Genomic DNA, 11417 nt, shown 5'->3' on the forward strand with positions numbered 1-11417 from the left:
ACGGATGTCTGTAGGGCTGGTCTGTGAGAATTTTTGGTGTTTGACGGCCTGTCAGTGGAGGTGCAATTTGCGCCCCCAGTTATGCGTCTGCGCATATTTGAGACGCCGCAAGGGGGTTATTGCATGAAGCTGAGTTTCCGTCAGTCCTTGGCGATGAGCGCGCTTGCCTGCGCCGCTCTGCTGGCCGGTGGGGCCGAGGCCAAGACGTTCAAGTGGGCGAACTCGGGCGACGTCAGCTCGATGGATCCCTACGCCCGCCAGGAAACCTTCCTGCTGACCTTCACCGCCAACATCTACGAGCCGCTGGTGCGGCGCGACAAGGACCTCAAGCTCGAGCCGGCGCTCGCCGTGAAATGGGGCCAGATCGACCCGACGCACTGGTACTTCGACCTGCGCCAGGGCGTGAAGTTCCAGGACGGCACGCCGTTCAACGCCGACGACGTGGTGTTCTCGATCAACCGCGCCAACGGCCCGGGCTCCAACGTCAACGGCAACTTCTCGTCGATGGAGTCGATCAAGAAGGTCAACGACTACCGCGTCGAGGTGACGACCCGCGTTCCTGACCCTCTGCTCGCCGACAAGTGGGCGTCGATCAGCATCATGTCCAAGGTGTGGGCGGAGAAGAACAACGCCGTCAACGCCGCCGACATGATCAAGAACGAGGAGAACTTCGCCACCCGCAACGCCATGGGCACCGGCCCCTTCGTGCTGAAGGAGCGCAAGGCGGGCGAGAAGACCATCCTGGTCCCGAACCCGACCTGGTGGGACAAGCCGGTCCATAACCTCACCGAGGTGATCTTCACGCCGGTGCCGAACGCGGCGACCCGCATCGCCGCGCTGAAGTCGGGCGACATCGACATGACCTACGAGGTCCCGCCGGCCGACACCGAGAACCTCAAGAAGGACGCCAACATCAAGGTGCTGGAAGGCCCCGAGACCCGCGTCGTCTATCTCGGCTTCGACACCGAGCGCGACGAGCTGGTCGAGTCCAACGTCAAGGGCAAGAACCCGTTCAAGGACAAGCGCGTCCGCGAGGCGATGTTCCGCTCGATCGACGTCGACGCGATCAAGCGCACCGTGATGCGCGGCCAGTCGTTCCCGACCATGCTGATGGTGGCGCCGGGCATCAACGGCTACACCAAGGACCTCGACAAGCGCCCGGCGCTGCTGAAGCCGGACGAGGCCAAGAAGCTGCTGGCCGACGCCGGCTACCCGAACGGCTTCGAGACCGGCATGGACTGCCCGAACGATCGCTACGTCAACGACGAGAAGATCTGCCAGGCCGTCGTGTCGATGCTCGCCAAGATCGGCATCAAGGTGAACCTGCGCGCCCAGACCCGCAGCCTGTACTTCGCCAAGATCCTGCGCAGCACCGCGGACGGCAAGCCGTCGAACACCAGCTTCTACATGTTGGGCTGGTCGCCGGCGACGACCTACGACGTGCACAACGTGTTCGAGCAGCTCATCCAGACGCCGGACATCAAGACCAAGAAGGGCCTCTATAACGCCGGCGGCTACTCGAACAAGAAGGTCGACGAGCTGGCCGACAGGATCGAGGTCGAGACGGACAAGGCCAAGCGCGACGCCATGATCCACGAGGCGACCAAGCTCTACACCGAGGACTACGCCTACATCCCGCTGCACCAGCAGGCGCTGGTGTGGGCGATGCGCAAGAACGTCGACCTGGTCCAGCCGGCCGACAACTCGTTCCCGCTGCGCTTCGTCAACATCAAGTAGCCTGCGGCACTTAAGCGGCCGGCCCCGGCGCCTTTGGCGACCGGGGCCGGTTCCGTTTTGGCTCCGATCCTGCTAGGGGTCCGCAGACCAAAAACTGACAAGAAATGCTCGCATTCATCCTGAGACGCCTGGTCCAGTCGGTCGCCGTGCTGCTGGTCGTCGGGCTCGTCGCCTTTTTCCTGTTCCGGTACGTCGGCGATCCCATCAACGGCATGGTCGGCCAGGACACCCCGGCCGTGGAGCGCGAGGCGCTGAAGCAGAAGCTCGGCCTCAACGACCCCGCGCCGATCCAGTTCCTGCACTTCGTCGGCAACGCCGCGCGCGGCTGGTTCGGGCTCAGCTACCGCACCTCCGAGCCGGTCAACCGCATGATCCTGGAGCGCCTGCCGGCGACCCTCGAGCTCAGCTTCTGCGCCGCCCTGTTCGCGCTGCTGGTCGGCGTGCCGATGGGCGTCTACACCGGCCTCTACCCACGGCACTGGAGCAGTCGCGCGCTGCAGGCGATCTCGCTGATCGGCGTGTCGCTGCCGACCTTCGTGATCGGCATCCTGCTGATCCTGGTATTTTCCGTGATCCTGCACTGGCTGCCGTCGTTCGGCCGCGGCGAGACCGTGGACCTCGGCTGGTGGACCACCAACTTCCTGCGCTGGAAGGGCATCGAGGCGCTGATCATGCCGTCGATCACGCTCGGCCTGTTCCAGCTCACCCTGATCATGCGGCTGGTGCGGTCGGAGATGCTCGAGGTGATGCGCACCGACTACATCAAGTTCGCGCGCGCCCGCGGCCTCACCAACCGCGCCGTCAATTTTGGCCATGCGCTCAAGAACACATTAGTGCCGGTGATCACCGTCACCGGCCTGCAGCTCGGGAGCCTGATCGCCTTCTCAGTGGTCACCGAGACGGTGTTCGCCTGGCCGGGCGTCGGCCAGCTCTTCATCCAGTCGGTGCAGTTCGTCGATATCCCGGTGATGGCGGCCTACCTGATGCTGATCGGCCTGTTGTTCGTGCTGATCAACCTGGCCGTCGATCTCCTGTACTTCGCCGTCGATCCGCGCCTGCGCGGCGGCGGCCTCGCGCGCGCCGGAGGGCACTGACCATGGCCCAATGGCTTGCGCGCGCGGCCGACAGCGATGTCTGGTGGAGCTTCAAGTCTTCCGCAACGACGGTCATTGCGGCGATCGTCACCCTCCTGATCATCTTCATCGCCTTCCTCTCGCCGGTGCTGGCGCCGCACACCCCGTTCGACCCGTCGACGCTCAGCCTGACCGACGGCCTCAAGCCGCCGGTGTTCATCGGCGACGACGGCGATTGGTCGTTCCCGCTCGGCACCGACGACCAGGGCAGGGACGTGCTCAGCTCGATCATGTACGGCACGCGGCTGTCGCTCGGGGTCGGCTTCGCCGCGGTCGTGGTGGCGATGGTGATCGGCATCACGCTCGGCCTGTTCAGCGGCTATTTCGGCGGCGCGGTCGATGCGGTGATCATGCGCATCGCCGACGTGCAGCTCACCTTCCCGGCGATCCTGGTGGCGCTGCTGATCGACGGCATCGCGCGCGGCATCCTGACCGGCCAGCGCCATGACGAGATCGCCGTGTTCGTCATCGTCGGCGCGATCGGCCTCTCTTTCTGGGTCCAGTACGCCCGTACCGTGCGCGGCTCGGTGCTGGTCGAGAAGAACAAGGAATACGTCCAGGCGGCGCGGGTGATCGGCCTGTCGCCGATCCTGATCATGTTCCGCCACGTGCTGCCCAACGTCACCGGCCCGGTGCTGGTGATCGCCACCATCAATCTCGGCCTCGCCATCATCACCGAGGCGACGCTGTCTTTCCTCGGCGTCGGCCTTCCTTCCACCCAACCCTCGCTCGGCACCCTGATTCGCCTCGGCAACGAGCTGCTGCAGTCCGGCGAATGGTGGATCACCGTCTTCCCGGCCGCGACGCTCGCGGCCCTGGTGCTGGCGGTGAACCTGCTGGGCGACTGGCTGCGCGACGCGCTGAACCCGAAGCTGCGCTGATGTGTATTCAGTACCCCTGTCGTCCTGAGCGAAGCGAAGGACCTAGTGGACCGATCAACGAGTCTGGGGCGAGCGCAAGATCCTTCGCTGCGCTCAAAATGACAGCGGGGCGATGATGGCCACCAACGCCCCCCCGCTTCTGGAAGTGAAGAACCTCCGCGTCGAGTTCCCGACGCGGCGTGGCACCCTGGTTGCCGTCGACGACGTGTCGTTCGAGATCGCGCCCGGCGAGGTCCTGGGCGTGGTCGGCGAATCGGGCGCCGGCAAGTCGCTGACCGGCAACTCGATCATCGGCCTGCTCGAGCCGCCGGGCCGTATCGCGGGCGGCGAGGTCCGCCTCGAGGGCCGGCGCATCGACAACCTGCCCTACGAGGAGATGCGCAAGGTGCGCGGCGCCCGCATCGGCGCCATCTTCCAGGATCCGCTGACCAGCCTGAACCCGCTCTATTCGGTCGGCCGCCAGTTGATCGAGACCATCCAGACCCACAAGCAAGTGTCGGCGGCACAGGCCCAAGCCCGCGCTCTTGCGCTCTTGAAGGAGGTCGGCATCCCCGGCGCCGAGCACCGCATCGACCACTACCCGCACCAGTTCTCCGGCGGCATGCGCCAGCGCGTGGTGATCGCACTCGCGCTCTGCGCCGATCCGCGGCTGATCGTGGCCGACGAGCCGACCACCGCGCTCGACGTCTCGATCCAGGCGCAGATCATTGCGCTCTTGAAGCGCCTCTGTCGCGAGCACCGGACCGCGGTGATGCTGGTCACCCACGACATGGGCGTGATCGCCGAGACCGCCGATCGCGTCGCCGTCATGTATGCCGGCCGCATCGCCGAGATCGGCCCGGTGCGCGACGTCATCAAGCACGCGCAGCACCCCTACACCAAGGGCCTGATGGGCTCGATCCCGCATCTCGGCGAGCGCGGCGGGCGGCTGACCCAGATCGACGGCGCGATGCCGCGGCTGACCGAGATCCCCAGGGGCTGCGCCTTCAACCCGCGCTGCGAGTTCCGCGGCGCGCGCTGCCTGGTCGAGCGGCCCGAGCTGATGGCGGCCGGCGCGAGCCGCGCCGCCTGCTGGCTGCACGATGCCAAGGGCGTCGGTGCGCCCCTGTCGAAGGATGGGGCCAAGGAGCTGGCCAATGTCTGAGTTCGTCCAGATCGACGGGCTGAAGCGCTACTTCGACGTCTCCGCGCCCTGGCTGGTCCGCCAGATCGAGAAGCGGCCGCGCCAGATCGTGCAGGCGGTCGACGGCATCGACATCACCATCGCCAAGGGCGAGACCTTCTCGCTGGTGGGCGAATCGGGCTGCGGCAAGTCCACCGTCGCGCGCCTGGTCGTCGGCCTCTATCCGCCGACTGCCGGCAAGATCGAGTTCGACGGCCACGACATGTCGCAGCGCCGCAGCGGGTCCGAGACCTCGACCCTGCGCCGGCGGCTGCAGATGATCTTCCAGGACCCCTATGCCAGCCTCAATCCGCGCTGGCGGGTGTTCGACATCATCGCCGAGCCGATCCGCGCCTTCGGCCTCGCCAAGGACAAGGCCGACCTGCGCCAGCAGGTCGAGGACCTGCTGCGCCAGGTGCGGCTGACCCCGGCCGACGGCGCCAAGTTCCCGCACGAGTTCTCGGGCGGTCAGCGCCAGCGCATCTCGATCGCGCGCGCGCTCGCGAGCCGGCCGGAGTTCCTGGTGTGCGACGAGCCGACCTCGGCGCTCGACGTCTCGGTGCAGGCGCAGATCCTGAACCTGATGATGGACCTGCAGAAGCGGTTGCAGCTCACCTACCTGTTCATCAGCCACAACCTCGCGGTCGTCTATCACATCTCGACCCGCGTCGGCGTGATGTACCTCGGCCGGCTGGTCGAGGTCGCGCCGACCGAGACGCTGTTCCAGCGGCCCAAGCACCCCTACACGCGGATGCTGCTCGACACGATCCCCGACCTCGAGATGACCGGCCGCCAGCGCGCGCCGGTCGGCGGCGAGGTGCCGAGCCCGATCAATCCGCCGACCGGCTGCACCTTCCATCCGCGCTGTCCGTTCGCCGACGAACGCTGCAAGGTCGAGCGGCCGAAATCGCTGCCGATCGAAGGCGGCGAGGTCGCGTGCCACGGCATCGAGGAAGGCCGCATCCCGATCGACGAGCGGAGCTACACGAAGGCCTCATAGGACCGCGGGCCTCCAGGTCCGTTCAAGACTCATGAGCGGACCTGGAGGTCCGCGGTCCGATGATGACGCCGCCGTCTTTGCTTGACCCGTCGCGCTGCTCCCGTACGATCCGCTACCTTTTCGATTCATTTATTTGGAGAGTCCGTATGCCGGTGATCAACCGCATTGCCTCGTTCCACAAGGACATGACCGCGTGGCGCCACGACATCCACAGCCACCCGGAGACGGCTTTCGAGGAAGTGCGGACGGCCGACGTTGTTGCGGACAAGCTGAAATCATTCGGCCTCGAGGTGCATCGCGGCATGGCCAAGACCGGCGTGGTCGGCGTGCTGCGCTCGGGCAATTCCAAGCGGGCGATCGGCCTGCGCGCCGACATGGACGCGCTCGACGTGAACGAGACCAACCAGTTCGCGCACAAGTCAACGATCCCCGGCAAGATGCATGCCTGCGGTCATGACGGCCATACCGTGATGCTGCTGGGCGCCGCCAAGTACCTCGCCGAGACCAAGAACTTCGACGGCACCGTCTACTTCATCTTCCAGCCGGCCGAGGAGAACGAGGGCGGCGGCCGCGTCATGGTCGAGGAAGGGCTGTTCGACAAGTTTCCGGTCGAGGGCGTCTACGGCATGCACAACATCCCGGGCATCCCGGTCGGCCGCTTCGCCGTCCGTCCCGGCCCGATGATGGCGGCCTACGACATCTTCGAGGTGGTGGTGAAGGGCGTCGGCGCGCACGGTGCGATGCCGCATCACGGCATCGACCCGGTGGTGGTCGGCGCACACATCGTCACTGCGCTGCAGTCGATCGTGGCGCGCAACATCGATCCGATGGACACCGCTGTCGTCTCGACCACCCAGATCCACTCCGGCGACACCTGGAACGTGATCCCGCAGGAATGCGTTCTGCGCGGCACCGTGCGCACCTTCAAGAAGCCGGTGCAGGACATGATCGAGGCCAGGATCGAGAAGATCGCGCGCAACGTCGCCGCTGGCTTCGGCGCCGAGGTCACCAAGTGGCGCTACGAGCGGCGGTATCCGGCGACCGTCAACTCGCCCAAGGAGACCGAGTTCGCGGCCCACGCCGCCTCCGCGCTGGTCGGGCTGGAGAACGTCAACCGCAACCCGACGCCGGCCATGGGCAGCGAGGACTTCGCCTGGATGCTGCTCAAGCGGCCGGGCTGCTACATCTGGATCGGCAACGGCGACAGCGAAGGCTCGTGCATGGTCCATAATCCGGGCTACGACTTCAACGACGACATCCTGCCGATCGGCGCCTCCTACTGGGCGACCCTGGTCGAGCAGCAGCTCGGGCGGCACGCGATGCCGCAAGCGGCGGAGTAGGCGACACTTCTCATCCGTCTTCGGCCGTGCATCCCTACGCCAACCAGAGGATCGGCCTCGCCACCATGCACGCGAAGGAGCGGGCGCTGGCGCCCGCCTTCCGTCGCGTGCTGGGGGCCGAGATCGTGGTCCCGCCGATCGACACCGACACGCTCGGCACCTTCTCGGGCGAGGTGCCACGGCCCGACGCGCTGGTCGAGACCGCGCTGCTCAAGGCCGAGATGGTGTTCGAGGCCATGCCCGACGTCGATTGCGCCGTCGCGAGCGAAGGCAGCTACGGCCCGATCGAGCGCCTGCCCTTGGTGCCGAGCGGCGTTGAGCTGCTGGCCTTCGTCGATCGCAAGCGCGGCATTCGCCACGTCGAGACCATGCCGACGCACCGCACGACCTGGCGGCTGCAGCGCTTCGCCAAAGGCGATCCCGACCGGCTGCTGGCGCTGAAGGGCATGGGCTTCCCGCGGTTCGGCGTGTTCGTGGTCTGCAGCAGCGACATGACCAAGCCGATCAAGAACCTCGCCACCGTCGACGCGGTGATCGACGCCATGGACCGCGAGGCCGAGCGCTCGGAGGACGGGCTGGCGGTGCTCTACTCCGACATGCGCGCGCACATGAACCCGATGCGCATGATGGTGCTGCGCGCGGTGGGCTTCCAGCTCGCCAAGCGCTTGCAGCGGCTCTGCCCCAAGTGCCAGGCGCCGGGCTTCGGCCCGATTGGCGCGCGTCGCGGCCTGCCGTGCGAAGGCTGTGGCGAGCCCACCCACTGGATCGATTTCGAGATCGACGGCTGCAAGGCCTGCGGCCATGCGACGAGCCGCCCGCGCAAGGACGGCCGCCGGACGGCATCACGCCTGTCCTGCAAAACCTGCCGCTGAGGTCCTTATGAGTTAGCGGCCGGAGGCCTGCCGCGCGCAGGCCGGGAAGTGCTTGGCCAGCGCTTCCATCTTCGGGGTCATCTTGTCCTGCTCGGCAGCCCTGTCGGCTTCGTCGTAGTCGGCCGGCGTCATCATCTTCTCGCCCTGGTCGGCGAGGCAGCTGCAGGCCCCCGGGCAGGCAGCGCGCCCCGCCTCCGACAGGTCGGGTGTCGACTGGCAACCCTCGACACAGGAGGCGATGAAGCGGCTGCGCTGATCCTTGGTCCACTCGGCCGACGCGGGCGAGGCGATCGCCAGCAGGAGCGCGGTCGCGGCCAGCCGGCGGCTCACGGCATCCTCGCTGCCCTCTTGGCACAAGCCGGGAAGAAGCCGCGGATCTTCTGCATGGTCTCGGTGGTGCGGCCGGCGGCGGCCGCCTCGTCGAGGGCGTACATGTCGGCCGGCGTGACCTGGGTCTCGGCCTGGTCGGCGACGCAGCCGCAGGTGGCGTCACACACGCGCCGCTTCGAATCGGGCAGCTTCAGCGTGGACTGGCAGCTTTCGACGCACTGGCCGAGGAACTGCTCGCGCTGCGCCCGCGTCCAGTTGGCGGAAGCGGGGAGGCTGAGCGCCGGGAGCAGGAGGGACGCGATCGCCAGACGCAACATGGGCTTACTCCACAGGGTCGCAATCGGCACCGATTTTGAATTACCATGCCGGGGAGAGGAAGCGATGACTGCATCATTCAATGTGACCGGGTTGCCCGGTGCCGCCTTCGGCGCGACCGTGCGGCTGGCCAAACCGTTGCACCAGGAGATGCCGCAGGACCTGCCGCAGGCGCTGGCCGATGCCGGCGGCCTGCTGCTGATCCCGGGCCTGGGCGAGATCTCGCAGGATCCCAAGCTGCTGGTGACGCTCTCCTACCTGTTCGGGCCGGAGGTCGAGGATTACCGCACCTTGCTCACGCGGGTGACCATGGCACACGAGACGGTGCCGGAGATCTTCATGGTCACCAACATGGTGCCGGGGGCGCGGCCGCCGCCCAGGCGGCCCAATCCGCCGCTGACCGCCGACGGCGAGCTGCCGGTGCAGTACCCGCATCGCTCGGGCTGGCACACCGACCAGAGCTATCGCCGGCCGCCGCCGGACATCTCGCTGTTCTATGCCGCCACGCCGGTCGCCAAGGGCAGCGGCCAGACGATCTTCGCGTCCGGCCATCTCGCCTACGACGCGCTGCCGGCCGATCTCAAGGCCAGGGTCGAGACGCTCGAGGGCCTGCATGCGCAGCCGGGCAGCGGCCGCAGCCGCGGCGACGCCGAAGCCGGCAAGACTCCGCCGCCGATACTGCCGCACCAGCGCTCGCAGAAGCAGCCGGTGGCGCGCACGCATCCGGTGACCGGCAGGAAGGCGCTCTATCTCTGCGAGTCCGGCCAGATGGACTGGTTCGACGGCCCGTTTGTCGGCCTGGAGCCCGGACCGTACGGCGAGGGCGCGAAGCTGCTCGACGCGCTGATGACCCATTACACGAAGCCAGAGTTCATCTACGCCCACGAGTGGACGCAGGGCGACGTGCTGGTGTGGGACAATCGGTGCCTGGTGCACGCCGCGACCTGGTACGATGCCGAGAAGGAGCAGCGCATGATGTGGCGCACCACGGTGCGCGGCAATCCCGGCGCGCTCTATGCCGGCGAGAAGCGCAGCTGGATTCCGGGCCGTGCTTGTGGTTGAGGACGAGGTCGTCCTGCGAATGGCCGTAAGCGCACATCTGCGCGATGCCGGTTTTCTCGTGATCGAGGCGGTGAGCGCCGACGAGGCGGTCGAGCTGGTGAGCGCCAACCGGGCGATCCAGCTCGTGTTCACCGACGTCATGATGCCGGGCACGATGGACGGCAACGGGCTCGCGGCCTGGATCGGCGAGCGCTATCCCGAGGTCGGCGTCCTGGTCGCGTCCGGCGTCGACCAGCCCGGCCCGCCCCCCTTCATCGCCAAGCCCTATTCGTTCATCGAGCTGCAGCGGCGCATCGAGCGGATGCTGCCCGACCCGGCGAACGATTAGGTCAACCGATATAGCCCTGCGCCCCTTCGTTGCGCAGCCACAGGCGGATCAGCAGGCGGCGCCGCTCGTCCTCCTCGAAGTCGTGGAACTCGGTGCGGCTGTGGCCGATCTCGCGGTTGACGACGTACTGGATCTCGCCGGCCTGCAGGCGGAACTGGAACTGCAACGACGTGTCGGCGAACACCTCCCTGATCGCCTCGACGGCCGCGGTGGTCTCGTTGTCCATGCCGCCGCCCTTGAGCGCGTAGCCGCCGCGGATCTGGTGCAGCGACATCCGCGCCTTCATGCGGTCGCCGTCGCGGATGAACAGCGGCGCGGAGAAGGTCTCGGGCTCGCCGGGATGGTACTCGCGCTGGCGGTCGAACCAGAACGGCTCGTAGAGCCTGGGCAGCACCTCGCGATGGCGCTCGCGCAGGGCGTTGTGGACGGTGGCGAAGCTCATCACCCGGCTCATGCCGCCGTCCTTGGCCGGCCGCACGCACAACAGGCCGACGAACTCCGGCATCATGAAGTTGTAGGAGTTGTCGTTGTGGAACTGCAGGTCGATGTTGGTCTTGTCCGGCCGCACGCCGCTGCCGGGCAGCGCCTGCCTGCCGGTGTCGTGGACGTCGTAGACGATGGTGCCGTCGAGCTTCTGCGCCACCGGCCGCGCCAGCATCGACGACAGGATCCAGTACAGCGCCTTGGCCTCGTCGAGGGTGAGCTGCTCGATCGGCAGCCGGTCGAGCAGGGCAAAGCGCCGGCCGTCGGTCAGGATCGACCGCACCTCTGCCATGGCGGCGCGGCAGGCCGGCAGGTCGAGGCTGTCGGCCCGCAGGGCCAGCAGCGGCACCGGCTGGCGGCGCAGGGTCGCCGCGGCGTCGATGAGCTCGCGGCGTGCGGCCTCGGACAGCACCACGCGGTAGTCGTGCTCGCGGACGTCGGCGCGGGTCCAGGCCTGGCAGCCGGTGATCGGCCGGTCGAGAACGGTGGGGTGCATGGGGCAAGCCTAGTCGGCGGAGCCCTGGGCGTCACCGGTTCGTTGCGGGGCTTGGGTCGAACGGCTGGTGGTGCTGATCGGCGCCGCTTTCGCGCCGCAGGGCCAGACCGAAACGGCGCGCGCGCCGCGCTAGCAGACTGCTGAAGAACTCCTCACTGCGGAGTTTTTGGCCTTGGCGGGGCCCGATCACTGGAAAGTCTGGCGGCGTCAGGTGATCTGTCGATCCGTGGGAGCCGGGTCAGGCGGCCGTGAGCTTGGGGATTCGAACCAGATTGTAG

At 67.3% G+C, this 11417-nt stretch carries 12 protein-coding genes; 9 read left to right on the forward strand and 3 right to left on the reverse strand.

All coding sequences use genetic code 11. The features are described 5' to 3' along the window. The first annotated feature begins 123 nt into the window (after nt 1–123). From J0J01_RS12370 to J0J01_RS12400, 7 genes are all read left to right on the forward strand, one after another. Complete coding sequence (locus J0J01_RS12370) at nt 124–1737, forward strand: ABC transporter substrate-binding protein (RefSeq protein ID WP_296380952.1); 1614 nt, start codon at nt 124–126, stop codon at nt 1735–1737. Between the two features lie 104 nt (nt 1738–1841). After that, on the forward strand, nt 1842–2831 hold the full coding sequence (locus tag J0J01_RS12375) for an ABC transporter permease (RefSeq protein WP_296380954.1): 990 nt from the start codon (nt 1842–1844) through the stop codon (nt 2829–2831). Nucleotides 2832–2833: 2 nt separating this feature from the next. Next, on the forward strand, nt 2834–3751 hold the full coding sequence (locus tag J0J01_RS12380) for an ABC transporter permease (protein ID WP_296380956.1): 918 nt from the start codon (nt 2834–2836) through the stop codon (nt 3749–3751). A gap of 115 nt (nt 3752–3866) precedes the next feature. Further along, nucleotides 3867–4895, forward strand: coding sequence for an ABC transporter ATP-binding protein (locus tag J0J01_RS12385; protein WP_296380977.1), 1029 nt, complete (start codon nt 3867–3869; stop codon nt 4893–4895). After that, complete coding sequence (locus tag J0J01_RS12390) at nt 4888–5913, forward strand: oligopeptide/dipeptide ABC transporter ATP-binding protein (protein WP_296380958.1); 1026 nt, start codon at nt 4888–4890, stop codon at nt 5911–5913. The genes J0J01_RS12385 and J0J01_RS12390 overlap by 8 nt, the downstream gene beginning before the upstream one ends. Before the next feature lie 146 nt (nt 5914–6059). After that, nucleotides 6060–7253, forward strand: a complete 1194-nt coding sequence (locus tag J0J01_RS12395; protein ID WP_296380959.1) for a M20 aminoacylase family protein — start codon at nt 6060–6062, stop codon at nt 7251–7253. A 26-nt stretch (nt 7254–7279) separates the two neighbouring features. Further along, on the forward strand, nt 7280–8125 hold the full coding sequence (locus J0J01_RS12400) for a DUF6671 family protein (RefSeq protein ID WP_296380962.1): 846 nt from the start codon (nt 7280–7282) through the stop codon (nt 8123–8125). A gap of 12 nt (nt 8126–8137) precedes the next feature. Here J0J01_RS12400 and J0J01_RS12405 read toward each other — a convergent pair whose 3' ends face one another. Both J0J01_RS12405 and J0J01_RS12410 read right to left on the reverse strand, forming a co-directional pair. Continuing rightward, nucleotides 8138–8455, reverse strand: a complete 318-nt coding sequence (locus J0J01_RS12405; RefSeq protein ID WP_296380964.1) for a hypothetical protein — start codon at nt 8453–8455, stop codon at nt 8138–8140. Further along, on the reverse strand, nt 8452–8772 hold the full coding sequence (locus tag J0J01_RS12410; protein ID WP_296380966.1) for a hypothetical protein: 321 nt from the start codon (nt 8770–8772) through the stop codon (nt 8452–8454). The genes J0J01_RS12405 and J0J01_RS12410 overlap by 4 nt, the downstream gene beginning before the upstream one ends. 64 nt (nt 8773–8836) lie before the next feature. Here J0J01_RS12410 and J0J01_RS12415 point away from each other — a divergent pair, with 64 nt between their 5' ends. Together J0J01_RS12415 and J0J01_RS12420 are read left to right on the forward strand one after the other, a co-directional pair. After that, nucleotides 8837–9832: a TauD/TfdA family dioxygenase gene (locus tag J0J01_RS12415; RefSeq protein ID WP_296380968.1), complete on the forward strand. Its 996-nt coding sequence runs from the start codon at nt 8837–8839 to the stop codon at nt 9830–9832. 19 nt (nt 9833–9851) lie between these two features. Continuing rightward, the gene (locus tag J0J01_RS12420) at nt 9852–10160 is read left to right on the forward strand and encodes a response regulator (protein ID WP_296380970.1); all 309 of its coding nucleotides are present in this window, start codon (nt 9852–9854) and stop codon (nt 10158–10160) included. A 1-nt stretch (nt 10161) separates the two neighbouring features. On the opposite strand, the gene J0J01_RS12425 is transcribed toward J0J01_RS12420, so the two are convergent. After that, nucleotides 10162–11139 (reverse strand): TauD/TfdA family dioxygenase, encoded by a 978-nt coding sequence (locus tag J0J01_RS12425; protein WP_296380973.1) that lies wholly within the window; start codon nt 11137–11139, stop codon nt 10162–10164. Nucleotides 11140–11417: the final 278 nt, after the last annotated feature.

The sequence above is a fragment of the Reyranella sp. genome, assembly GCF_017305915.1.
Lineage (GTDB): Bacteria > Pseudomonadota > Alphaproteobacteria > Reyranellales > Reyranellaceae > Reyranella.

Coding starts and splice junctions, on each gene's coding strand:
- J0J01_RS12370 (WP_296380952.1), top strand. CDS start 124: ATGAAGCTGAGTTTCCGTCAGTCCTTGGCGATGAGCGCGCTTGCCTGC.
- J0J01_RS12375 (WP_296380954.1), top strand. CDS start 1,842: ATGCTCGCATTCATCCTGAGACGCCTGGTCCAGTCGGTCGCCGTGCTG.
- J0J01_RS12380 (WP_296380956.1), top strand. CDS start 2,834: ATGGCCCAATGGCTTGCGCGCGCGGCCGACAGCGATGTCTGGTGGAGC.
- J0J01_RS12385 (WP_296380977.1), top strand. CDS start 3,867: ATGGCCACCAACGCCCCCCCGCTTCTGGAAGTGAAGAACCTCCGCGTC.
- J0J01_RS12390 (WP_296380958.1), top strand. CDS start 4,888: ATGTCTGAGTTCGTCCAGATCGACGGGCTGAAGCGCTACTTCGACGTC.
- J0J01_RS12395 (WP_296380959.1), top strand. CDS start 6,060: ATGCCGGTGATCAACCGCATTGCCTCGTTCCACAAGGACATGACCGCG.
- J0J01_RS12410 (WP_296380966.1), bottom strand. CDS start 8,772: ATGTTGCGTCTGGCGATCGCGTCCCTCCTGCTCCCGGCGCTCAGCCTC.
- J0J01_RS12415 (WP_296380968.1), top strand. CDS start 8,837: ATGACTGCATCATTCAATGTGACCGGGTTGCCCGGTGCCGCCTTCGGC.
- J0J01_RS12420 (WP_296380970.1), top strand. CDS start 9,852: ATGGCCGTAAGCGCACATCTGCGCGATGCCGGTTTTCTCGTGATCGAG.
- J0J01_RS12425 (WP_296380973.1), bottom strand. CDS start 11,139: ATGCACCCCACCGTTCTCGACCGGCCGATCACCGGCTGCCAGGCCTGG.